Annotated in this window: 24 protein-coding genes and 2 pseudogenes; 15 read left to right on the top strand and 11 right to left on the bottom strand. The window is 68.4% G+C overall.

The annotated features are described in order from the left end of the window. Positions 1 to 30: 30 nt before the first annotated feature. A complete protein-coding gene (locus C6N31_RS35665; protein WP_198359073.1) occupies positions 31 to 405 on the bottom strand; it encodes a hypothetical protein in 375 nt (124 codons plus the stop codon). A gap of 543 nt (positions 406 to 948) precedes the next feature. On the opposite strand from C6N31_RS35665, the gene C6N31_RS35660 reads away from it, so the two are divergent. The 3 genes from C6N31_RS35660 to C6N31_RS35650 all read left to right on the top strand — a co-directional run bounded on the left by C6N31_RS35660 (position 949) and on the right by C6N31_RS35650 (position 2,474). Further along, positions 949 to 1,146 carry a hypothetical protein gene (locus tag C6N31_RS35660; RefSeq protein WP_198359072.1) on the top strand — a complete coding sequence of 66 codons (198 nt, stop codon included), beginning with the start codon at positions 949 to 951 and terminating at the stop codon, positions 1,144 to 1,146. A gap of 241 nt (positions 1,147 to 1,387) precedes the next feature. After that, positions 1,388 to 1,798: a pyridoxamine 5'-phosphate oxidase family protein gene (locus C6N31_RS35655; protein WP_198359071.1), complete on the top strand. Its 411-nt coding sequence runs from the start codon at positions 1,388 to 1,390 to the stop codon at positions 1,796 to 1,798. A 55-nt stretch (positions 1,799 to 1,853) separates the two neighbouring features. Further along, on the top strand, positions 1,854 to 2,474 hold the full coding sequence (locus C6N31_RS35650; RefSeq protein ID WP_198359070.1) for a hypothetical protein: 621 nt from the start codon (positions 1,854 to 1,856) through the stop codon (positions 2,472 to 2,474). A gap of 19 nt (positions 2,475 to 2,493) precedes the next feature. On the opposite strand, the gene C6N31_RS35645 is transcribed toward C6N31_RS35650, so the two are convergent. The 4 genes from C6N31_RS35645 to C6N31_RS35630 form a co-directional block, all read right to left on the bottom strand. Then, the gene (locus C6N31_RS35645) at positions 2,494 to 2,943 is read right to left on the bottom strand and encodes a pyridoxamine 5'-phosphate oxidase family protein (RefSeq protein WP_232486059.1); all 450 of its coding nucleotides are present in this window, start codon (positions 2,941 to 2,943) and stop codon (positions 2,494 to 2,496) included. Next, positions 2,940 to 4,595, bottom strand: a complete 1,656-nt coding sequence (locus C6N31_RS35640; RefSeq protein ID WP_198359079.1) for a SulP family inorganic anion transporter — start codon at positions 4,593 to 4,595, stop codon at positions 2,940 to 2,942. Before C6N31_RS35640 ends, C6N31_RS35645 begins: the two co-directional genes overlap by 4 nt. Before the next feature lie 68 nt (positions 4,596 to 4,663). Then, positions 4,664 to 5,002, bottom strand: a complete 339-nt coding sequence (locus C6N31_RS35635) for an ArsR/SmtB family transcription factor (RefSeq protein ID WP_198359069.1) — start codon at positions 5,000 to 5,002, stop codon at positions 4,664 to 4,666. Between the two features lie 233 nt (positions 5,003 to 5,235). After that, positions 5,236 to 6,105: a universal stress protein gene (locus C6N31_RS35630; RefSeq protein ID WP_198359068.1), complete on the bottom strand. Its 870-nt coding sequence runs from the start codon at positions 6,103 to 6,105 to the stop codon at positions 5,236 to 5,238. A gap of 301 nt (positions 6,106 to 6,406) precedes the next feature. On the opposite strand from C6N31_RS35630, the pseudogene C6N31_RS45745 reads away from it, so the two are divergent. The 5 genes and pseudogenes from C6N31_RS45745 to C6N31_RS35615 form a co-directional block, all read left to right on the top strand. Further along, positions 6,407 to 6,589: pseudogene (locus C6N31_RS45745) on the top strand (universal stress protein); the annotation flags it as partial. An 88-nt stretch (positions 6,590 to 6,677) separates the two neighbouring features. After that, positions 6,678 to 6,980, top strand: coding sequence for a universal stress protein (locus tag C6N31_RS45740; protein WP_306665055.1), 303 nt, complete (start codon positions 6,678 to 6,680; stop codon positions 6,978 to 6,980). Next, the gene (locus C6N31_RS45735) at positions 6,977 to 7,297 is read left to right on the top strand and encodes an adenine nucleotide alpha hydrolase family protein (protein WP_306665054.1); all 321 of its coding nucleotides are present in this window, start codon (positions 6,977 to 6,979) and stop codon (positions 7,295 to 7,297) included. The genes C6N31_RS45740 and C6N31_RS45735 overlap by 4 nt, the downstream gene beginning before the upstream one ends. Next, the gene (locus C6N31_RS45730; protein WP_306665053.1) at positions 7,294 to 7,836 is read left to right on the top strand and encodes a universal stress protein; all 543 of its coding nucleotides are present in this window, start codon (positions 7,294 to 7,296) and stop codon (positions 7,834 to 7,836) included. The genes C6N31_RS45735 and C6N31_RS45730 overlap by 4 nt, the downstream gene beginning before the upstream one ends. Before the next feature lie 94 nt (positions 7,837 to 7,930). After that, positions 7,931 to 8,404 carry a pyridoxamine 5'-phosphate oxidase family protein gene (locus C6N31_RS35615; protein ID WP_198359067.1) on the top strand — a complete coding sequence of 158 codons (474 nt, stop codon included), beginning with the start codon at positions 7,931 to 7,933 and terminating at the stop codon, positions 8,402 to 8,404. A gap of 342 nt (positions 8,405 to 8,746) precedes the next feature. Here the strand turns inward: C6N31_RS35615 and C6N31_RS35610 are convergent, their stop codons facing one another. The 5 genes from C6N31_RS35610 to C6N31_RS35590 all read right to left on the bottom strand — a co-directional run bounded on the left by C6N31_RS35610 (position 8,747) and on the right by C6N31_RS35590 (position 12,085). Continuing rightward, positions 8,747 to 9,232 (bottom strand): YflT domain-containing protein, encoded by a 486-nt coding sequence (locus C6N31_RS35610; protein WP_232486058.1) that lies wholly within the window; start codon positions 9,230 to 9,232, stop codon positions 8,747 to 8,749. Between the two features lie 120 nt (positions 9,233 to 9,352). Beyond that, positions 9,353 to 9,811 carry a universal stress protein gene (locus C6N31_RS35605; RefSeq protein WP_198359066.1) on the bottom strand — a complete coding sequence of 153 codons (459 nt, stop codon included), beginning with the start codon at positions 9,809 to 9,811 and terminating at the stop codon, positions 9,353 to 9,355. Between the two features lie 50 nt (positions 9,812 to 9,861). Beyond that, entirely contained in the window at positions 9,862 to 10,089 is a 228-nt protein-coding gene (locus C6N31_RS35600; RefSeq protein ID WP_232486057.1) for a DUF5133 domain-containing protein, read from the bottom strand. A gap of 207 nt (positions 10,090 to 10,296) precedes the next feature. After that, the gene (locus C6N31_RS35595) at positions 10,297 to 11,151 is read right to left on the bottom strand and encodes a universal stress protein (protein WP_198359065.1); all 855 of its coding nucleotides are present in this window, start codon (positions 11,149 to 11,151) and stop codon (positions 10,297 to 10,299) included. Positions 11,152 to 11,371: 220 nt separating this feature from the next. Next, positions 11,372 to 12,085 (bottom strand): response regulator, encoded by a 714-nt coding sequence (locus C6N31_RS35590; protein WP_198359064.1) that lies wholly within the window; start codon positions 12,083 to 12,085, stop codon positions 11,372 to 11,374. A gap of 319 nt (positions 12,086 to 12,404) precedes the next feature. Here C6N31_RS35590 and C6N31_RS35585 point away from each other — a divergent pair, with 319 nt between their 5' ends. Continuing rightward, positions 12,405 to 14,120, top strand: coding sequence for a sensor histidine kinase (locus C6N31_RS35585; protein ID WP_198359063.1), 1,716 nt, complete (start codon positions 12,405 to 12,407; stop codon positions 14,118 to 14,120). Positions 14,121 to 14,326: 206 nt separating this feature from the next. Here C6N31_RS35585 and C6N31_RS35580 read toward each other — a convergent pair. Then, a pseudogene (locus C6N31_RS35580) lies at positions 14,327 to 14,611 on the bottom strand (pyridoxamine 5'-phosphate oxidase family protein); the annotation flags it as partial. Between the two features lie 332 nt (positions 14,612 to 14,943). Here C6N31_RS35580 and C6N31_RS35575 point away from each other — a divergent pair. The 6 genes from C6N31_RS35575 to C6N31_RS35550 all read left to right on the top strand — a co-directional run bounded on the left by C6N31_RS35575 (position 14,944) and on the right by C6N31_RS35550 (position 20,616). Next, complete coding sequence (locus tag C6N31_RS35575) at positions 14,944 to 15,846, top strand: universal stress protein (RefSeq protein WP_198359062.1); 903 nt, start codon at positions 14,944 to 14,946, stop codon at positions 15,844 to 15,846. 221 nt (positions 15,847 to 16,067) lie between these two features. Further along, positions 16,068 to 17,108: an oleate hydratase gene (locus C6N31_RS35570; protein ID WP_198359061.1), complete on the top strand. Its 1,041-nt coding sequence runs from the start codon at positions 16,068 to 16,070 to the stop codon at positions 17,106 to 17,108. A gap of 209 nt (positions 17,109 to 17,317) precedes the next feature. Next, positions 17,318 to 17,776 (top strand): STAS domain-containing protein, encoded by a 459-nt coding sequence (locus tag C6N31_RS35565; RefSeq protein ID WP_198359060.1) that lies wholly within the window; start codon positions 17,318 to 17,320, stop codon positions 17,774 to 17,776. 512 nt (positions 17,777 to 18,288) lie between these two features. Further along, the gene (locus tag C6N31_RS35560; RefSeq protein WP_198359059.1) at positions 18,289 to 18,450 is read left to right on the top strand and encodes a hypothetical protein; all 162 of its coding nucleotides are present in this window, start codon (positions 18,289 to 18,291) and stop codon (positions 18,448 to 18,450) included. 653 nt (positions 18,451 to 19,103) lie between these two features. Further along, positions 19,104 to 19,865 carry a GAF domain-containing protein gene (locus tag C6N31_RS35555; RefSeq protein WP_232486056.1) on the top strand — a complete coding sequence of 254 codons (762 nt, stop codon included), beginning with the start codon at positions 19,104 to 19,106 and terminating at the stop codon, positions 19,863 to 19,865. Between the two features lie 4 nt (positions 19,866 to 19,869). Then, on the top strand, positions 19,870 to 20,616 hold the full coding sequence (locus tag C6N31_RS35550) for a GAF and ANTAR domain-containing protein (RefSeq protein WP_198359057.1): 747 nt from the start codon (positions 19,870 to 19,872) through the stop codon (positions 20,614 to 20,616). Positions 20,617 to 20,633 lie beyond the last annotated feature (17 nt).

Below are 20,633 nucleotides of genomic sequence, written 5' to 3'. Positions count from 1 at the left end.
ACTTTAGCAATTCCGTGCGGTTCTCCTCGTTCAGGCGGCGCGCGAGGGCCCCGCCGGCCGCCGTCGGCCGGTGTCCGCGGACCCCGGAGCCTGGGCAAGAGCCGTCAAAGCGGCATCCAGGTCGGGAAAGACTCGGACGCCGACCAGGGAATTCTCGGTCAGCAGCGGGGTGGAGCGACCTCGGAGCCCGCACAGCGCCAAGCCGGCGGGCGAGGCGGCGAGGATCGCGGCCTCTCCGTCCGGGCTCCAGCCCATCAGCCCGGACATGTCCAGCACCAGCGTTCCCGTGGTTCGCGCCCGGGCCCAGCCGACCGCTCCGGTGAACCGGGAGGTTACCCGCCGGCCCAGATGGCCGTGCAGATGCAGCACGCCGGTGCCGTTGCAGTCTTCGAAATTCCACTCCATGGCTACTTCCGCCCCCGTCCCTCACCGCTGGGGATCGCACCCGCAGGGTCGGCGGTGGCCACTGGTCGCCCTGCTGCCAGGTGCCCGTCGCGAAAGCGCCGCGCCCATGCGGACGGGAGCCATCCTGGCCAGGGGCGATGTTCACCGCCGTCGCCATCGCCGCTCTTATGGGGCGGCATCGCTTGAGCGCTCCGGCCAGCACGGGGTGCGGTGGCGGAGAACGGGTGCAGCATGCGGTCGTTCCCACACCGCGGACAGCGGCTGCTCCCGTCGAGGGCGGCGGGCCTGCAGCGCAGGGTGCAGGCGGGGCAGAACAGGACCGGAGCTTCGTCGCCACGGAGGGGTGTGATCCGCATCCGCCTCTTGATTCCATTGTTCATAGTTGCCAATCTTAGCAAGTGCTAAGGTTTGCAGCTAGTGGCCGCTCCGAGGCCCTGACATCCGGAGCGGCCACCTCGCCGACTGCACAGGTGCGCCGACGGCTGTTGCCGGTCCGCCCTTCCCCCGCTGGCGGGGACAGGAGGAAAACAAGGGGAGTTGCTGATGGGCGAGGGATTCAGGGCCGCTCTGCAGCGGCAGGCGGCCACGCTGTGTCAGGGGCTGGCTGATGCCGCCGAGGCGGGAGACGCCTGGATGGTCGCCGTGTACTCGGTCGACATGGAGGAACTGCAGCGGTTGGGACGGGCGCACGATGTCGAACTGCCGGTCCCGGTACAGCCTGCCGCAGCGAAGCAGAGGTGATCTTGACGTCGTGCCGCAGTTCGGGCTCCTCCTGCCGCACACCGCGGATCCCCGTGCCGGGGCCCAGGGCGAGGGGGATCTGGCGCCGAGCCATGGCGTGGGCTCGTACGCGACAGCAGGCGCGGGTACTCGGCCCGACCTGTTCCACCGCAGGCGGCCCGGCCGTAGGAACTCGCCCGCGCGCCTTTGCGGCCTCGGCCGCCCCATGCCCACAGAGCGCTTCCCACATTGGAGCCCACCGATGACGCAAGCTCTGCCCAACCTGCTGCCCGTCTCTGCGGACATGGCCCGGTCCCTGCTGGCGTCCGACAGGGCCGGCCGGCTGACACGCTGCGATCCTGCCCTGGCGGCCATCCCTGTCCAGCATCACCTGCTCGACGACGGACAGCTCATCCTGCGCGCGCAACGGCCCGCCCCCGCATCCCGGTTCGCCTTCCCCCGGCAGCTCACGTATCAGGTCGACCAGATCAACATGCGGGACCACACCGGATGGACCGTCATCGTCACCGGTCTCGCCGACCAGATCACCGGCACCCGCCTGAGGCACTACCGGGCGCGACTGGGTGCAACGGCAACGGTGCACGCCGAGCACTTCCTGCTTATCCACCCCCGGAGCATCACTGGCTACCGACTCACCCGCGACGCCTGGTGACGGGCGCACTCCGGGCGCTGCACCGGTCAGCAGAGTCCAGCAGCCGGAATGCCCGATGACCCAGCCCCCTGCCCGAACGCGACCCGAGTACAGCCTTGAGGTGACGTTCCGCTGTCCGGCGTTCTCCACGGTGGCGGCGATCCTCGCCGTGACCGCAGGGGCGGCACTGGTCGCTGAGGACATCCATCCGGACACCGGTGCGCAGCGCGTGTTGGTCGACACCGATGGTCCGCAGACCCTGCACCTGCTGCGTGACCGGCTCGGCGACGACCTGATCCACCTGGCGGACCCCGTGTTCGACGCGGCCGCCACCGGCAAGACCACGCAGCGACTGTGCGTGCCGGCCGCTTCTGAGCGCGATCGTGCCCTGCTGGACAGTACGGCGGACCGGCGGGTCATCGAGCACCTGCTCCTTCAACGCGGTGACGTGGACCGGTACACCGGCCGGGGTCGGCGCATCGCGCTGTTGTCCAACGCCTCCGCAGTCGCCGGCCTGGGTCCGCTGCCGGTCACCTGTGTGCTGCCCGCTCTGGAGTCCGCCGCGGTCCATTTGCGCCGTGCCACCGGCCTGGACATTCACCCCCTGCCGGTGGCGACAGCCACCCCCGGGGCCCTCGCCACGATCGCCGCAGCTCTCGCACCGGGCGCCATGGGAAGGGTCATCACGTGCCGGTGATGCAAGTCAGCGATCCGGGTCACGAACCGTTCGACCTTCCGGAACCGGCAATCTCCGCAGCGGCGGCCGTAGCAGCGGCAAGCCGATAGCCGCGAACGGTTTGTGGGCTGATGTGGGCGAGCGTGTCATGCGGGCCGAAGACCCAGCCGGGGAGCGTACGGCGGTAGTGTGCGGCCTCGTCGACGTCAACGATCAGTCCGACCGGTCCGGTGACGCTGATCGACCACCCGCTGCGCCGTGCCGCATCGATCTCCTCGGCGTTGTACGTCACAACGGTCGGTCCCGCGAGGGCACCTTCGGGCGCCGGGACGCGGACGATGAGACGCCCGTGCTCCAGGACATGGACTGCGGGCCGCACCTGGGTCAGCCCGCGTTGGACGAACACCAGGCGGCCACCGGTGGTGCCTCTGAGCAGCCACAGGGCTTCGGGCGCCATCATTTCCGTCATTCTGGGGGACGTTGAGGTCATCCGGCCGGCTCCTCGGTAGGGATTTTGGCAGCTTGCGCGGGAATTGCCAGAACTCCCGTGCGCTGCAGGTGGGTTCGGGCCGCGCGGATCGCCTCCGGCGTGGTGCTGAAGACTCTGCCGTCGGCGTACAACGGGCCCAGGACGCCGAGCGCGTCCAGAGCCTGCCGCTGGCCGGACTGGATGCCCGATGCCATCACGGTGATCCCTCGACGACTCAGTTTGTGCACCGCGTCCTTGAGGACCAAGGCCCCTGTGGCATCCAGGGCGGTGATGCGTGACAGCCGCAGGATCACCACCCGCACATCGGCGACATCGGTCAACTCCAGCAGGAAGCGGTGCGCGGCGGCGAAGAACAGCGGTCCCTCGATCCGATACGCGACGATGTGCTCGGCCAGCAGTTCATGCTCCTCGACGCTGTGATCGCCCGCCGGGTCGTGCTCCAACGGGACCTGGTCCAACCGGGCATGCAGGGCGACCGCGCGCAGGGCGACCACCGCCGCGACCACCAGCCCCAGGACTACCGCGTACACGAGGTCGAGCGCCAGTGTCGCCAGCGCGGTGAGGATCAGGACCAGCGCGTCACCCCGGGTGGCGCGGACCATCGCCCGCAGCGAACCGACCTCGACCATCCGGATCGCGGTGGCCAACAGCACCCCCGCCAGCGCGGCCAACGGGATCCGTGCCACCAGCGGCGCCGCCGCGAACACGATCGCCGCCAGGACCACGGCGTGGGTGAGTGCGGCAAGCCGGGAACCCGCCCCGGAGCGCACGTTGACCGCGGTGCGCGCGATGGCCGCCGTCGCGGGGACTCCGCCGAACAGCGGTGCGGCCAGGTTGGCCAGGCCCTGCCCGAACAGTTCACGGTCCGGATCGTGATTCTGCCCCACCGTCATGCCGTCGGCCACGGTCGCCGACAACAGCGACTCCAGCGCGGCGAGCGCGGCCACCGCGATCGCGGGAGCCAGCAGCGAGGACACCGTGGACAGCTCCAGGAACCCGAGGGAGGGCGCAGGAAGGCCGGCCGGTAGATGCCCGATCCGGGCCACGTCGAAGTGGGCCGCTTGTGCCGCGAGGGTCGCTGCGATGACCCCGACGATGGAGAACGGCACCGTCGGACGCCAACGGGCACCGGCCAGCATCAGCGTCGCGACACCGGCCGACAGGCCGATGGCCGTCCAGTTGGGATGCGCCGCGAATTCCTCCGTCGCGCGCCACGCCACGACGAGAACCTTCTCGCCCTTCGGCGTGGCGACACCCAGCGCGGCCGGCACCTGCTGCAGTCCGATCACGCAGGCGATCCCCAGCGTGAAACCCTCCACGACCGGCGCCGGAACGTACTTCATGTACCGGCCGGCTTTCGCCACGGCCAGTGCGATCAGGATGAGGCCGGCCATCAGCCCGACGGTGAGCACCCCGCCCGGACCGTACCGGGCCACGATCGGGACCAGCACCACGGTCATGGCTCCGGTCGGCCCGGACACCTGCAGATTCGACCCGCCGAAGACGGCCGCCATTGCGCCGGCCACCACCGCGGTGGCCAGCCCCGCCTCCGCGCCGAGCCCGGACGAAACCCCGAACCCCAAAGCCAGCGGCAACGCCACGATCGCCACCGTCAACCCGGCCAGCAGATCCCGGCGCGGCTGCCGCCGCATCCCGGAGAAATCCGCCCGGACCGGAAGCAGCGAGCGGATCGAACCCCAGAAATCGTGCAGCACCGTACTCACCGGGAGATCTCACTCTTCCGTAGCTCGCCAAGAAGCTCGTTCTGACCGGTCAGGATCTGCGCGAGGATGGTGCGCGCCACGGACATCAACATGGCCACATCTGCGCCGGCCAGCGCGTACACCACGGTCGAACCGTCCCGGGCGGACGTGACGAGCCCGGACCGCCGCAGCACGGCGAGCTGCTGCGACAGACTCGACGGCTCCACCTCGATCGCCGTCAGCAGCTTCCGGACCGGTACGGGCCCGTCCTGCAGCAGCTCCAGCACCCGGATCCGCACCGGATGCGCGAGCATCCGGAAGAAGTCTGCCTTGGCCTGATACAGCGGAACCGCCACAGCGCGCCCTCCTCATCGCCGGCTCCCACCGGACTGGGCTTCGTCCTGTGCCATCGACGACTGCAGACACAGCACCAACAGCATGTAATGAATTGCCATTTTTTGCAATTCTATCAAAGCGCATGAGGATGTCGGAGCTGGAGGGCGACCAGCCGCAGCGCACACCGGTTGTGAGCTCAACGGCCTGGGCCGTGGACGCACCGCCTCCGTTCGGGGGCTGTGCTCCCGCGTTGTCAGTCGTGGGCGATGACGGCGACAGGGGCGGTGGCGTGGTGCAGCACGGCGTGGGCGACCGGCCCGAGATGGGCGCCCAGGGGAGAGCGGCGCAGGTGACGGCCGACGATGACGAGGTCGGCGCCCACCGAGGCCTGGACCAGTCGGCTGCCGGCGGGTCCCATGAACGCCTGGGAGTCGGCGCGAACGGAGGGGAACTTGTCGCGCCACGGCTTCAGCATGTCGTCCAGCATCTGCGTGACACTCCGGCCGATGTCCCGTTCGTTTTCGGGGTCGAAGAAGGGGATGTACTCGTAGGCGGGAGGGAGCTTCCAGCCATGCACGGCCCGCAGGGCGCACTTGCGGCGGGCGGCTTCCTCGAAGGCGAAGGAGAGGAGTTTGTCGGCAGCCTCGTGGATGTCCACACCCACGACGATCTCGCCGTAACCGGCGGGCTCCGTGTCCCCGGTTTCCCGCGGCGGCCGTACGAGGGCCACCGGGGTTTCCGTGGCCGCAAGCGTCGGCATGCCCACCGAACCGACGAAGAAGCCGACCAGGCCGCCCAGGCCGCGGGAGCCGAGGACGAGCAGCCCCGCGTCGCTGGCCTCGGCTGCCAGGGCTGCGGCCGGCCTGCCGGAGAGACAGCGGATGGTGATCTCCAGGCTCGGGTACCGGCGGCGTACGTCCTCCGAAGCCTCGGTGAGCGCCTCGTCGGCCCAACGGTCGGCGCTCTCCCGGCCCAACCGCGGAATGGCAGGGCTTATGGGCCACTCGACCGCGTGGACGAGTCGCAGCGGCACCTCCCGCAAGGACGCCTCCCTGGCACCCCACATGGCTGCTGCCCGGCTCTCGAGTGACCCGTCGATGCCGACGGTCACATGGTGTTTCATGGCGGGAACCTCCTGTGGGCACGTTCCAGCGGTAGCTGGCGACGCCGCGGGTCTGCGGTCTTTCAGAGTGGCCCGGGACACGGAAGCGGAGGAGGGGCCAAACGGCCCCTGGCCGGACCGACCAGCCCCCCGCCCGCCTGGGACGCCGGATCACGCACTCCGCACGCAGCAGCCCGCTGTTGAGGAGGGTGTACACGGGGACTCTTGGCCCATGTCTGAGACCTGAACGGCCCTCCGCGTGGAGAGTCCGCTGTGGCAGCGTGAGAGCTGGACCCTTGGTGGTTCTCGGTGAGGAGGAACCATGGAAAGCACCACCAGCGGCTCCGAAATCGGCTCCGTCATCGTCGGCGTCGATGGTTCGGAGTCGGCCCGTCACGCAGCGCTGTGGGCAGCGGTCGAGGCCGTGCACCGTGAGCGCGCCCTGCACATCGTGTACGCCGTCGACACGGACGGCCGAGAGGCCTACGTTTCGGAGGCGGGCATCGAGCGCGCGCGAGGCTGTCCTTCGCAAAGCCTCGCTGCGCATGCTGCAGGTGTGGAACGTCCTGCAGTCCGTCGGGAACGTCGTGACCATGGTCGACGGCTTGGGGGAAATGGCCGGCGAGCAGGTTCATCACTTGGCCGCGGTGGCGAATCGGATCCGTCAGGAGTTCCCTTGCCTGACCGTTCAGCTGGACGCGGAGAAGAACGTTTCCGTGGCCGGCGTTCTGGTCGAGGCCTCGCAGCACGCGGACCTGCTGGTGATGGGTGGCCGGCGGTCGCCCGGCTACATCGGACCCACTCTCGGGCGGGTGACGCACAGTCTGGTGCACCACGCCCACTGTCCCGTGCAGCTCATTCCGCGGCACGACCGTGAGCAAAGGAGCACGTCATGACCGACGTCGGCGAACGACACGAGATCATCGTAGGCATCGACCCGGCGAGGGATTGGCACCTTCCCCTGGCTTGGGCGGTGGACGAAGCCCGACGGCGCGGGCTCGCGCTGCGGCTCGTCGTCGCTGTTCCTCCGCGGCACGACACGCAGCACGTTGACGACACTTCCCGCAGCATCACGCTGCACCAGACCGCATCGGAAGTCCTCAGAGCGTCCGCCGCCTGGAGCCGGGAGCGCTACCCCGGGATCGATCAGGCCGTGGACCTGGTCGATGGGTTCCCCACCCCGGTGATCGGGCGAATGTCCGGGCTCGCATGATCGTGCTGGGCTCGCGTCGCCTGAGTCGTACCTCGGAGTTCTTCAGCGCAGGCTCCCTGGTCGTCCCCTTCACAGCACAGGCAGAGTGCCCGGTCGTCGTCGTGGGCGACGCCGAGCACATCACGCAACAGCCGACCTACTTGGTCGTGGGCATCGACGGCAGCGAACCATCGAAGGCGGCAGTGGCGCTCGCTTTCGAAGAGGCCGATCTCAGAGGAGCCGGCCTGCGCGCGATCTCGGTATGGCAGCAGCCGCCGATCTTCACGCTCCGCGGCCAGGAGGACGCACTGCAGGCTCAGCGACGGATGCTGTCCGAGATGACGGCCGGCTTTTCGCAGCAGTACCCGGACGTCGCGCTGAAGCACGAGGTACCGACCGGCCACCCGGTGGAGGAACTCGCAGGCGCCGCCGAACACGCACTGGCCGTGGTCGTGGGCCGCCGAGGCCGGGGCGGCTACACCGGCATGCGGCTCGGCTCCGTCGTGCACGGACTGCTCCACCGGGCACACTGCCCGGTGATCACGGTTCCTCTCGGCTGAGGATCGCGACGGCGACGGCCCCAGCCGCTCAGGAAACACCCGGTGTTCGGCACAGCGGTGATCTGTAGGGGAGTTGGAGAGGGAGGCGATCAGGATGTACCAGGGGATCACCCCGAGAACGCCGACGGCTGATAGCACCGCAATCGGGCCGCGGCGTACGGCGACGCTCGATCCTGACGAAGCCCTGAAACTGCTCGGCACGGTCTCTCTCGGCCGCATTGTCTTCACCCGCCACGCACTGCCGGCAGTATGCCCGGTCAACCACATCATCGAGGCCGGGGACATCGTCTTCCGGTTGTTCGACGGTGGGGACATTGCTGCGCTCATGGCGCCCGACGACTGCCCCGGAATTGTCGTGGCCTACGAGGCCGATGCCATCGACCCGGTGACGGACCTCGGTTGGAGCGTGGTCGTCACCGGCTACGTGCTGCCCGTTACGGACGGCCGCGACAGCCGCGACGGCCAGCGGTACGGAGAACTGCTGCGTCCGTTGGTCGGCGGCCCGATGGGCTGTGTGCTGAGCATTCGGCCCGGTCTCATCACCGGCTTCCGCCTGGAGAAGGCCTGATCACCAGGTTGGGTGGTGCCAGATCACGGTGAGTATGTCGTCCACCCGGTGCACTTCGAAGCGCCAGTGAGCCGGCCGACGGGGGACCCGCCGGGCGGCTCCGTCGAGCCCGAATCTCCTAGGACCTGTCTTCAAACTGGCGGCGTTCGCCCGGAGGGCGGGCCCGGCGGTGTCTGGTGCGTGCGATCGCAAGGCGGAGGGTCGCCCCTGTACTGGACGTACTGGGGTGATCCCGACAACGCAGCGAGCGTGCGTGCCAGACACCGCCGGGCGGGCGCCAGTTTGAAGACAGGTCCTGGCGTCGAGGGCAGCGGCGGGCCGTGGTCTCGGCCTGCCGGGTGCTCACCGGGTGCTGAGTACTGATCGTGCGTGATCGCCGTGCGACGCCATGACCAGTACTTGATAGCGGCTGGGAATGACGGCGCTTCTGGACGTGAAATCCCGGCGTCCCGCGGTCATCGCGAACTGGAACAGCGCGAAGATCCCACCGAACAGCACGCCCCAGCTCAGGCCCCAGACCATGGCCTTCCAGAAGGCTGTCGCGCTCAGGATGCTCAGTAGCAGGCCGACGAAGACTCCGAACCATGCTCCGCTCGTGGCTCCGTAGAGCAGGGCGCGCCCCCAGTTCAGCCGCCCGGTGATCTGCTCCACCATCCGGAGATCGCTTCCGACGATCTGGGTGGTTTCCACTTCGAATTCGTGGTCGGCGAGGTAGTCGACGACGCTCTGCGCCTCGTCGTAGGTGGGGAAGGAGCCGAGTGATACCTGCTCGCCCGGATGCCGTTCGACGGCTCCCCGTCCTGCTTTCACTGCTGTCGTGTTCATCATGGCTGCCTCCCGGCATGATCGATGGTGTACGGATCCGATGGCGCCGGTGTGGCGATGGGTGTTGGGGCCGACCAAGCTCTCTCTCGCGGGGCGGTACGGAGGAGCCGGCCGGTAGGAATCTCATTCAGGAACGACGACGACCGGGCACGGCGCGTGTTGAACGCAGTGCTGGCTGACCGAGCCGAGGAGGATCCCGGCGAAGGTGCCGTGTCCCCTGGTGCCCACGGTCAGCAACTGGGCTCCCGCTGCTGCGGCCAGCAGGACCTCTGCGGGATGGCCTTCCACCACACGGGCCAGCACTTCGACCGGCCGGTCGAGGCGCTCCGATTCGTTGGCGACGACCTCGTCGAGGTTCTTCTGGATGCTGGCGGCGATGTCACCGAGGTCGATGACGCCGGGGACCCACCCGTAGCTGTACGCGTACATGTCGGGGTTATGCCATGTGGTGATGGCTTCGACTGTGGCGTCGGTCAGCTGTGCGTAGGCCATCGCCCAGCGTAGTGCTGAGGTGGAACACTCCGACCCGTCCACCCCGACGACCACACGTCGGGCGGCGGGTTCCTGGGTCTGCTTCGGCATGTCGATCTCCTGAGATTGGTTCGCTGCCGGCTTTTCGAGCCGACCGCGCTCTACGGGGACGGGCTGAGGGACTGCCGCCGTGATGGGACCACCGCGGGTGTTCGGGGGACGGACGGCATCGACCGGGTCTGCGTGCGTGCGACGACGAGCGCCGCGTCGATATCTCGTGGACCGGTGGAGACGCACAACGTGTGCGAAAGGTCCTGGAGTTGCCGGTGAATGTCCGCGTTGGCAGTGGCGCTGTGAGCGAGTGCCTCTTGTTCTGCGTCTCGGCTCAACTCAACTATGTGTAGCTGCTGTTGTTCTGCCTCCAGCGTGCTCTGCCGTCCCCGGATGCGTGAGGGGCCGAAGGTCCCGCTGAACGCCGAATGGTCCTTGTAGACCAGTCTGAGAAGGGGACCGTGTCGGTGCGCCCGGCAGGGGCGGAACGGGCACCGGGCTGCCGAACGGCCCTGGTGCAAGGCGATTGCCTCCGGCGCCGGGGGTCAGTGAGCGGGCACGATCGCCACCGGGCAGGGGGCGTGGTGCAGCATGGCGTGGTTCATCGAGCCGAGTTGGAGGCCCGGATGCTCGTGCCGGCGGCGTGCGCCGAGTACCAGGAGGTCTGCTCCGGCGGCCGCACGCAGCAAGCTGGAGGCAGACCTGCCCTGCACGGCATTGCGCCGTACTCGCAGACCGCTGACTCCCGTCTCGGGAAGGGGCACGGCGCCCAGCAGGTTCTGTGCGCGGTCGGCTGCCGCACCGACGTCCATCACCACTGACACCCCCGACATGTCGATCTCGGGGCGCCAGGCGTGCACGAGCTCCAGATCGGCATGTCCAGCCGCCGCTTCCTCGACCGCGAACTCCGCCGCCGCTGAAACATCGTGCGACCCCACACCCAGCACCACACGGCGCCCGACCTCCGCGGGTTCACGTTCACCGCGTACCACCACGACCGGGTACGCGGCCCTCGCGGCGACCCGCAAGCTCACCGAGCCGAGCAGCAACCCGGGGAATCCGCCGCGGCCGCGGGTTCCCAGCACCAGCAGCGGGGAGTATCGCTGCAGGCCCAGCAGCGCGGACAGGACGTCCTCGGCGAGCAGTTCGGTGTCCACCGCTACGCCGGGCCGGCGCGCGGACGCCCGCTCGGCCGCGGAGTCCAGGACCTCCTCGATGGCTTTACGCTCGGGCGCGAGTTCCATGTCGTCCACGGTTTGCTGTTCGAACTGTTCCCAGGCAGAAGCGTGGACGAGCCGCAGCCCCACTCCGCGGCGGAAGGCGTCGTCCACCGCCCAGTCCACGGCTCGCAGACTTTCCGGAGAGCCGTCAACGGCCGCCACCACGCATGCAATGCTCATGATCTTCTCCACACCTCGACAGGCCGATTCCGGCCATGCATGCGACGACTGCCGACTGGTCGCCCGACTCGATCCGTCGGCGGGTGCGAAACCGCACCTTTGGTCAGTTCACACGCGGTGTGCCGCACGCGGTAGGGCCGGTTGGCCCCGCTCGCCCGCGCAGTGGGCCCCTTGCATGGCCCGGTGCCCGACCCCGGGACGAGCGGTCAGTGTGCGCGGGTCACCGTCGGTTGCCGGTGTCGTGATGTCCTTCGTGGTTCAGCCGGTCCTGGGCCTGGGTCGCGATCACGGCGGCCTGGACGCGTCGTTCCACGCCCAGCTTGGCGAGCAGCCGTGAGATGTGGTTCTTGACGGTCTTCTCCGCGAGGTAGAGCCGCTGTCCGATCTGTCGGTTGGTCAGCCCTTCGCCGACCAGCGCCAGGACCTCCCGCTCGCCTTCGGTCAGGCTGGGCAGCGCGACCAGTTCCGGTGCGGGTTCCTCCGCGCCGCGCAGCTTGGCCATCAGCCTGGCCGCCGCGCTGGGGTCGAGCGTCGACTGTCCGGCGGCGACGGCGCGGACGGCCGAGACCAGGTCGGAGCCGCGGATCTGCTTGAGCACGAACCCTGCGGCGCCGGCCATGATCGCGTCGAGGAGCGCCTCCTCGTCGTCGAAGGACGTGAGCATCAGGCAGGCGAGTTCGGGCATCTTGGAGCGGAGTTCCCGGCAGACGGTCACTCCGTCTCCGTCCGGCAGTCGCACGTCCAGCACGGCGACCTGCGGGCGGAGCGCGGGAATGCGGATGAGGGCGTGTTCGACGGTGCCGGCCTCGCCGATCACCGTGATGTCCGGTTCGTCGTTCAGCAGGTCCCGCACTCCCCGCCGTACCACTTCGTGGTCGTCGAGGAGGAAGACCGCGATCCCGGCCGCGGGGGAGGGACGGTCACTGTCGGACATCAAGAGCTTCTGAATCCTGCGCCGGGCGCCCTGTCCAGCGGACAGCACCCGAACCGCGCTCACCGAGCGGTCTGCGGCTCACCACAGATTGTGACCGGGGCCAGGTGGCCCCGGCTCCATGGTGTCACCCTCTCCGAGGCTTCCAGCCTCGCGCCGAAAGCATCATGATCACCTACCGAGGGCCCTGGGCGGGCCCTTCCTGTTCCCCCGGGGCTTCCAGGAAGGGACGAAGGGCTCCTTGCGGTGATTAAGGGGCGAGTACGGTGGACGGAGCTGAGGGACCGACTCCATTCCGTCACGTGCATCTGGAGGCATATCGGTGGGTAACGGCGACGAGGGCACCGGGCAGTCTCCTCAGCTGCGGCTCGATGAGCTTCTCGAGGAGTTGCAGAGCCGGCTGGACGTGGCGCGCGGCACCCGGGACCAGGTCCGCAGTCTGCTGGAGGCGGTGCTCTCCGTCGGGGGCGAGCTGGATCTGGAGCAGGTGCTGCGCAATATCGTCGAGGCGGCGGCGGTGCTGGTGAAGGCCGAGTACGCGGCGCTGGGGGTGATCGGGCCGGACGGCGAGCGGCTCGCCGAGTTCGTGACGGTCGGGTTCACGCCGGAGCAGATCGCCGCGATCGGCGCGTACCCGTCGGGGCACGGAATCCTGGGTGTGCTGATCCGCGATCCGCACCCGTTGCGGCTGCCGCGGATCTCCGATCACCCCTCCTCGTACGGCTTTCCGCCGAACCACCCGCCGATGGACTCCTTCCTCGGGGTACCGATCCGGGTGCGCGACCACGTCTTCGGCAACCTGTATCTGACGGAGAAGCGCGGCGGCGGGCAGTTCGACGCCGAGGACGAGTCCGTCCTGGCCACGCTGGCCGTGGCCGCCGGGGTGGCGATCGACAACGCCCGGCTGTACGAGGAGTCCAGGCGGCGCGAGCGGTGGCTCCAGGCCAACGCGGAGATCACCCACACGCTCATGGCGGGCAGTCCACGCAGCGAGGTGATCAGCCTCATCGCAGAGCGGGCCAAAGAGATCACCGGCGCGGAACTCGCCCTCATCGCGCTACCGGTCCCGGACCCGTTGATGCTCTCGGTCGAGTTGGCCATCGGACGCGACGCGGAAGCGATTCGCGGTCTGATGGTGCCGATCGAGGGCAGTCTGGTGGGTGCGGCCTACGCTGCAGGAAAGCCTCTGACCAGTGCAGACATCACCACTGACGAGCGGATGACCGTGGATTGGCCCCGCATCGCCGGGCTGGAGGCCGCGGTGGCCGTTCCCATCGGCATCGGGGACGGGCTGCGCGGTGTGCTGTTGTTGGCCCGCGGGGCCACACGAACAGCTTTTGTCGAGGAGGAGATCGAGCACCTGCAGGGCTTCGCCGGGCAGGCGGCGGTGGCGATGGAGTTGGCCGAACGGCGTGCCGGCGCCGAGCAGATAGCGCTGTTGGAGGACCGGGACCGGATCGCCCGGGATCTGCACGACCTCGCGATCCAGCGCCTTTTCGCTACCGGGATGACGCTGCAGAGCTCGCGCCGCTTCATCGAGCACCCCGAGGCCTCGGAACGGGTCCGGCGCGCTGTCGACGACCTGGACGAGACCATCAAGATCATCCGGTCGACCATCTTCGGTCTGCGGTCCCGTGAGACGGGCGCCGAACACACCCTCCGGGCGCGTACGGTGCGGGCCGCCTCCGACGCCTCCGCGGTCCTGGGCTTCACACCGAGCGTGCGGATGGAAGGACTGCTCGACACTCAGGTGCCGCGGGAGGTCGCCGACCATGTGCTGGCCGTGCTCACGGAGTCACTGACCAACGTCGCCAAGCACGCCCACGCCACCCGGGCGCAGGTGGCCCTGGAGACCGACGGCCGGCACGTCGTCCTCACGACGACCGATAACGGTGTCGGACTTCCGGCGGAGCGGAACGGCAACGGCCTGCGGAACATGCGGGAGCGCGCCCTGCAACTGGGCGGGGACATGGAGTTGATGTGGCCGCCGGAGGGCGGAACGACCCTTGTCTGGCACACGCCAGTACCGAGGGGATAGCCGGTTCGGGGCGGGCGCATTCCGGCTTCGTCGTCAGGGCATGTCGGCGGCGGAGGGTTCACTTGCTCTGCCGGCACGTATCCGTTCCGGTCGACGACGCGCCCTGCCACGAGTTCGGGTTCGACATGGATGAAGATCCCGTCACCCGTCTCCAGCCACGGCCGCGGACCGCTCGACCTCAACCGTGCGTCCTTGACCAGGTTCGTGACCACGGAGGCCCGGCCGGTGATCACCACACTCCAACCGGTGTGGCCGGACTCGTCGAAGTGGTCCGCCTCGAACGCGACCACCGCACCCCGCACCGCGCGCGCCATGTGCGAGGCGGCGGAGGCCTGGAACAACACGGCACCGTCCGGGTCCAGGAGGAAGTGCACCGGCAGAATCGTGGGCAAGGCATCCTCGGTGTAGATGACACGCCCGATCGTCACCAGAGACAGCAGACGCAGACTCTCCCGGCGATCCAGCTTCCGGAAACCGTTGTGTCGGTGCATCGCTCACTCTTCAGTAGCGTCGGTGGAACAGATGATGGTCCCCTCGGACCCCTGCTGTCGATCGTGATCGACTCCTTTCAACACCGGAGCGCCGGAGTCGGTGGACCTGCTCCATTCCAGCGTGAAGGCCGTGAATTCGCGGGGGGAGGGGCTGCAGGGCCCTGACAAGGGCCTGACCGGCCCCGCGTGATCCCGGTGATCACGCGCCAGAAGGCGGCGGGTAAGGCCGATCGGCCCCGGAGCGGGCCGTGCGGCCCCTGTACCGGGCGTGTGGAGAGCCGGAGGCTGCTGTCGAACGAGTTCACCGGAACTCTCTTCTGGAAGTAGCTCTCGTGTCCGCTCCCGTTGCCGTCGGCCTGGACGGCTCCCCTGAAAGCATGGCCGGCGCTCGCTGGGCAGCCCGTGAGGCGCTGCGCAGGAACCTGCCAGTGCGGCTCGTCCATGTCTGGAACTGGCATCCCCATCCCGGCGAGACATCTGACGGCTTGGAAGCACAACGCCACTGGGCCCAGCGGATACCGCGCGAGGCCGCCGCTGAGTTCACCCGGCAGTACCCCGCGCTGGAAATCGTCATCGACCAGGTGGGAGGGCAACCCGCGGCTGTTCTCCCGGTCGTCGCGGAAGAGGCCGAACTCCTGGCCCTCGGGTCCCCCCGGATCAAGGGCATTTCGGGCTTCCTCATCGGATCAGCATCGCTGGCAACGGTCGCCTGCGCCGAGCGGCCGGTGGTTCTCGTAAGAGCCGGTGAGACCGCAGAGGACGAACATCAACCCGACAAAGCCGGGCTGCCGTCGACCGACACTCCGTACCGCGATGTGGTTCTCGGCCTCGATCTCGCGCGGCCATGCGACGAACTGCTGGAGTTCGCCTTCGATGCCGCGCTGCAACGCTCCGCGAGGCTGCGCGTCATCCATTGCTGGAAGATGCCGTCGGCCTACAAGTACCGCGACGCAACGGTCGGCAGCACTCCGGAATCCGCTCTTGCAGCTCAACAGACGCATGCCCTGACCGAGATGCTGCGTCCCTGGCGGGACAAGTATTCCGCCGTCGAGGTGATGGCGGAGTCCGTGCCGGGAAGGCCTGCGGAGCACCTGCTGACGGCCTCCGCGGACACGTCACTTCTGGTCGTCGGACGGCGCACCAGCCACTCACCGATCGGCAGGCACATCGGCCCCATCACACTGGCCGTGCTCCACCACTGCTCGGCACCGGTCGCGGTGGTACCGCACGCCTGAGCGGCCCTGGCGCGAGCGGGCTCGGCTCCGGGCCCTGCAGCCCGATCTCCTGAGCACCGTTGGGCCGGTCGGACGGGCCGGGGTAACCAGTAGGCCCTGGCCGCAGCATTGATCACCGCGAAGAGTGGTGATCTCGGGGGACGAGCCGTCGGCGGCGCGCAGCAGATGGCGTTTCAGCCGGTGACAGCTGTGGGCGCACTGACGATGAAGAGGAGCATGTTATGGCCAAGGCATATCTTGTGGGGAGCGGTATCGCTGCACTGTCGGCCGCCGCTTTCCTGATCCGCGACGGCGGATTCGCGGGCCGTGACATCCACCTGCTGGAGGAGCAGGAAGTGATCGGTGGCAGCCTGGATGCGGGAGGCACCGCGGAGACCGGGTACTCGATGCGGGGCGGCCGAATGTTCGAGGGCCAGTTCCGTTGTACCTACGATCTGCTGTCGTCGATCCCCTCCGCCGACGACCCGTCGAAGTCGGTCACTGAGGACACCTTCGCTGCTCACGATGCCTTTCCCTGGGACGACGCTGGCCGCCTGGTCGACAGCGACGGGAAGATCGAGCAGCCGGGGTCCTGGCAGCTCTGGCAGTGGCTGGCCCGAGGACGCGACGACTTCGGTAACCCTCACGTCTTCGACCGGAGCGTGAAGGACTCCACTTGGGAGTCCTTCACGGTCACCTGCAAGGACCCACTGTTCGTCGAGCTGATGGAGGCGCTGAGCGGGCGCGAGGCCGGCGAGGGCGGTTTGATGACCTTCCCGTCCTCCAACTGGCTGCTCACCATCGTGCTGAACCGCCAGCCCGTGTACCGCGAGCAGCCCCACGGCGTCACGGTCTGGTGGGGCTACGGGCTCTTCCCGGATCGCCCCGGTGACTACGTCGGCAAGCCGATGACCGACTGCACAGGGCAGGAGATCCTGCGCGAGGTCCTGTACCACCTGAAGTTCGAAGCGAACCTGGACCGCATCGCGGAGGCCTCGACCGTCATCCCGTGCCTGATGCCCTACATCACCAGCCAGTTCCTGGTCCGCGAGCACGGTGACCGGCCACAGGTAGTACCGAAGGGCGCCACCAACCTGGCCTTCATCGGCCAGTTCGCCGAGGTTCCGGACGACGTGGTGTTCACGGTGGAGTACGCGGTACGCACCGCCTGGACCGCCGTCGACACCCTCCTCAAGCTTGGCAACGAGCCGCCGCCGGTCTACAAGGGCCAGCGCGACCCGCGGGTGCTCATGAACGCGCTGACCACGATGCATCAGCGGTAATGCTCCTAATCGGTCTGCGGCCTGCAGCAGACCGGGCCTGCCCATCTCAGAGGCGAATCAATTGCGTTCCGTGGCCCGAATCATAGGTTCCTGGAGCGGCTCTCTCGCCTGCCGATCCCGACGTACGGATGTACCGGAAGTGCCAGGCGGGTCCGGGGTTCCGGCTCCACCGCGGCACTGGACCGGCCGGTCTGTGGAACCGAGGCATTATGCCCGTCCCGTCCCTGCTCAATGTCCATCGTCACGACGACGGGAGCCGGACGCTGATCGCCGTGGCCGGCGACATCGACCTTGACTCTGCGCCTCTGCTGCGCGTGTCGTTGGAGCAGTGCCTGCTCGACGGTATCCGCTCCATCGACGTCGATCTGAGCGCCGTCACGTTCTGCGACTGCAGCGGGCTGAACCTCTTCTTGTCCGCCCGCCGGCGCACTGCCGCTGCCGGCGGGGCTTTGTGCCTGCATCACCCCAGTAGGTCCGTGGCCCGGCTCTTCGCCCTGACCGGCTTCACCTCTCTTCTCGTGACACCTCGCGTCGGTCTCGATCCGCCGCCTGTTTCGGTGCCGCACGGTCGGTCCTCCCGGTCCTTGCGTCCGGTCGCGTTGTACGAGGCGACGTGTCAGCTTGCTGACGTGGCGCCTGTTGCCCCTGCACGGTGTGGCGTGAGGTAGGAGCCAGGACGGGCGTGATTGAGCCATTGATTTCTCCGACGGCCAGCACGATGAGAGTAAAATGGGGCTTCGACGTCCCGGACCCCGGCGTGTTCACTGTTCAGCAGCACGCTGGACGCGACCGCATCCGGGAGCCATACGTGAACGCGATAGCCCAACCGCCCATTGGCCCCACGAATCTGCCGGTCAGCGCGAGGCGCCATGGCGAGGCGTCGTCGGTGGACGAGAGCCAGCCGACCGTTCCCTGGGTGAAGTCCCCGAGGGATCCTGCCCATCGGCGGGACGAGGAACTTATTGCGCGCCGGCGTGCGGTCTTCGCATGGTGCGACTGCCACTTGATGGCACTGTGCGGTCTCGTTCCGCCTTCGGCGGATCACCCAGGTGTCATCGCCTCGGCCTGGGCCGAACTGCTCGCCGATTCTCCGGACCGGGTTCTTCGGCGGCTGCGGCAGGATCAAAGCCATGACACCGGTTCCATGTCTCACCACAGCTGTCCTCAGGACGCGTCTCCCGTGGACCGGATCGAGCTCGCCCTCGACCTCTTGGGGGACCGATCCTGCGCCCGGACCTCCACGATCCTGGGACAGTCCGAGCACACCGTCTCCGCCCGCCTGTCCTCCGGGCTGTGGGTACTGCTGGCACCCTGCGGCTGCCGGGCTGTCCGCGGCGTGTAACCGGGGGCGCTCGCCGGCCCTCGCACTTTTAGGGCACCGAGCCTGCGGGGGTTGAGCTGCACCGCAGTCCGCGCGCCGCCTCTGGTGCTGATCGGTGATCTTTGGAATAGCGCCAGGTAGGCGTAGACCCGGGGACTATGCTGGCTCCACGTCCCGGACCCTGGCGTGACCCGTACTGACGCCCATGTGCCAGTGATGAATGGACGCTTCTGTCTGTCACCATGGCACCCTTTTCAGCCGAAGCTGTTGATAGCGCGGTCCTGGGAGTGGGGATCGCCTGACCAACGCTTCGGCTGCCGGACCCGGACGCCAAGAGCGCCTTCAGGGATGTCTGCCAGGCGGAGCCACGTGCCCGTCCGCCCCCTCAGTGCACCTGGCGGTCACCATGAACCGAGGCGCCATGCCAGTTCCGCACAGCCTGAACCACAACCGACACGACCACGGAATCCGGACCACGATCACCCTGGCGTGTGAGATGAACTTGACTGCGGCGCCGCCGGGTCACGCGGCTGTGGAGGACCGCTGCCTTCGCTGGACCCCAGCGGACGTGTCAGGCGCCCGCCCACTGGCAACAGGGCCGATTCCGTGGCGCGTCGGGAGCCGGCCGGCTGGTCGGGGCACGATGCGCGGTGATTGTCGTGATCAGTGACCGAATGGCTGAGGTGTTGCGTCTGCTACACCCGGACCCTTGGAGCGAGGCCGGCGCCGATATCGCTGTGGCGGCGGCCGAAGCCCTCGGGATGGACGGATTGTCGGTGTCGCTCGTGACCGAAGGTGATCGGACCGAGCTGCTGTGGTGCTCCGACGACGCCGCCCGGTGCTTCGAGGACATGCAGCACACACTCGGGGAGGGCCCGGGGCCCGATGCGGTGCGCACAGGGGCGATGGTGTGGGTTCCGGACCTGGCCCAGGTGCGTACCGAACGCTGGCCGGCGCTGAGCATGGAGGCCCCGGACCTACAGGCCCGAGCGGTCTACTGCTTCCCACTCGGCCTCGGTGCGATCCGCGTTGGGGTCCTGACCGCTGTGCGCCGCACCCCGGGACCTATGAGCGCCCAGCAGGCCGACGACGCCATCGCGCTGGCCGCGGTCCTGACCATGCGCTGCTTGAACGGCAAGGAACTGCAAGCACCCGAAACCGGTGCCCAAAACGGTGCGAATGGCAGTGCCGAAACCGTCCGTCAGCCGGACGGGCTCCCGCAGATGCTGAATGCCGTTGTCCATCAGGCGACCGGAATGGTCAGCGCGCAACTTCTCCTGCCCCTGCCGCAGGCTCTTCTGCGTTTGCGGGGGCACGCTTACAGCAGCCGGCGTTCCCTCACCGAAGTAGCGAAAGACGTCGTGGATCGTCGTCTTCGTCTGACCCACCGGAGCAACGGTTCGCCGACCCCGCCGCCTGTCGTAGAGAAGGACTGATTCCATGATCCGAGAGCAGCGTCTGACCGAGGTCTTCGTCGAGGTCGCCGACTCCCTGACCGACGATTTCGACGTGATCGACTTCTTGCAGCAGCTGTCGGTGCGCTGCATGGAGCTGCTGAACGTCGCGGCGGTGGGAATCATGCTGGCCGACAGCAACAGCACCCTGCAGACGATCGCGGCCTCTGACGAACACACCCGGCTGCTGGAACTGTTCGCCCAGCAGCACGCCCAGGGCCCGTGTGTGGACTGCTACAACAGCGGCAACGTCCGCACCAACATCAACCTCACCGACCGGACGGTTGCCGCGAAGTGGCCGCAGTTCGCCGTCCAGGCCGAGGGCACCGGCTTCGTGGTCGCCAGCGCCCTGCCCCTGCGACTGCGCGGACGGACCATCGGCGCGATGGGCCTGTTCCAGACCGACCCCGACCCCCTCACCGCCTCCGACCTCACCCTCGCCCAGGCGCTCGCGGACGTCGCAACCATCGCGATCCTCCAACAACGCACCCTGGCCCACAGCGAACTCGAACGCGGACAACTCCAGTACGCCCTTACCAGCCGTATCGTCCTTGAACAGGTCAAGGGCATCCTCGCCGAACGCTGGAACACCAGCGTCGACGACGCCTTCACCGCCCTCCGCCGCTACGCCCGCAGCCACAGCTACCAACTCACCAGCCTCGCCCGGGAAATCGCCGACGGTACCTTCGACACCAACCAGATCCCCCGCGCGGCGAACGGAGAACGGAAGTAGAGCCGTGGGGCGCAGGA

Origin of the sequence: Streptomyces fildesensis, from assembly GCF_016107395.1 — a bacterium.
In the GTDB taxonomy this organism is placed as follows: Bacteria; Actinomycetota; Actinomycetes; order Streptomycetales; family Streptomycetaceae; genus Actinacidiphila; species Actinacidiphila fildesensis.
This window is presented reverse-complemented; position numbering and strand designations above follow the sequence as displayed.

What these genes read in the sequence shown, in the direction of transcription:
- C6N31_RS35665 (WP_198359073.1), bottom strand. Translation starts at nt 405, where the DNA reads ATGGAGTGGAATTTCGAAGACTGCAACGGCACCGGCGTGCTGCATCTG.
- C6N31_RS35660 (WP_198359072.1), top strand. Translation starts at nt 949, where the DNA reads ATGGGCGAGGGATTCAGGGCCGCTCTGCAGCGGCAGGCGGCCACGCTG.
- C6N31_RS35655 (WP_198359071.1), top strand. Translation starts at nt 1,388, where the DNA reads ATGACGCAAGCTCTGCCCAACCTGCTGCCCGTCTCTGCGGACATGGCC.
- C6N31_RS35650 (WP_198359070.1), top strand. Translation starts at nt 1,854, where the DNA reads ATGACCCAGCCCCCTGCCCGAACGCGACCCGAGTACAGCCTTGAGGTG.
- C6N31_RS35645 (WP_232486059.1), bottom strand. Translation starts at nt 2,943, where the DNA reads ATGACCTCAACGTCCCCCAGAATGACGGAAATGATGGCGCCCGAAGCC.
- C6N31_RS35640 (WP_198359079.1), bottom strand. Translation starts at nt 4,595, where the DNA reads ATGCGGCGGCAGCCGCGCCGGGATCTGCTGGCCGGGTTGACGGTGGCG.
- C6N31_RS35630 (WP_198359068.1), bottom strand. Translation starts at nt 6,105, where the DNA reads ATGAAACACCATGTGACCGTCGGCATCGACGGGTCACTCGAGAGCCGG.
- C6N31_RS45740 (WP_306665055.1), top strand. Translation starts at nt 6,678, where the DNA reads ATGGTCGACGGCTTGGGGGAAATGGCCGGCGAGCAGGTTCATCACTTG.
- C6N31_RS45735 (WP_306665054.1), top strand. Translation starts at nt 6,977, where the DNA reads ATGACCGACGTCGGCGAACGACACGAGATCATCGTAGGCATCGACCCG.
- C6N31_RS45730 (WP_306665053.1), top strand. Translation starts at nt 7,294, where the DNA reads ATGATCGTGCTGGGCTCGCGTCGCCTGAGTCGTACCTCGGAGTTCTTC.
- C6N31_RS35615 (WP_198359067.1), top strand. Translation starts at nt 7,931, where the DNA reads ATGTACCAGGGGATCACCCCGAGAACGCCGACGGCTGATAGCACCGCA.
- C6N31_RS35610 (WP_232486058.1), bottom strand. Translation starts at nt 9,232, where the DNA reads ATGATGAACACGACAGCAGTGAAAGCAGGACGGGGAGCCGTCGAACGG.
- C6N31_RS35605 (WP_198359066.1), bottom strand. Translation starts at nt 9,811, where the DNA reads ATGCCGAAGCAGACCCAGGAACCCGCCGCCCGACGTGTGGTCGTCGGG.
- C6N31_RS35595 (WP_198359065.1), bottom strand. Translation starts at nt 11,151, where the DNA reads ATGAGCATTGCATGCGTGGTGGCGGCCGTTGACGGCTCTCCGGAAAGT.
- C6N31_RS35590 (WP_198359064.1), bottom strand. Translation starts at nt 12,085, where the DNA reads ATGTCCGACAGTGACCGTCCCTCCCCCGCGGCCGGGATCGCGGTCTTC.
- C6N31_RS35570 (WP_198359061.1), top strand. Translation starts at nt 16,068, where the DNA reads ATGGCCAAGGCATATCTTGTGGGGAGCGGTATCGCTGCACTGTCGGCC.
- C6N31_RS35565 (WP_198359060.1), top strand. Translation starts at nt 17,318, where the DNA reads ATGCCCGTCCCGTCCCTGCTCAATGTCCATCGTCACGACGACGGGAGC.
- C6N31_RS35555 (WP_232486056.1), top strand. Translation starts at nt 19,104, where the DNA reads ATGGCTGAGGTGTTGCGTCTGCTACACCCGGACCCTTGGAGCGAGGCC.
- C6N31_RS35550 (WP_198359057.1), top strand. Translation starts at nt 19,870, where the DNA reads ATGATCCGAGAGCAGCGTCTGACCGAGGTCTTCGTCGAGGTCGCCGAC.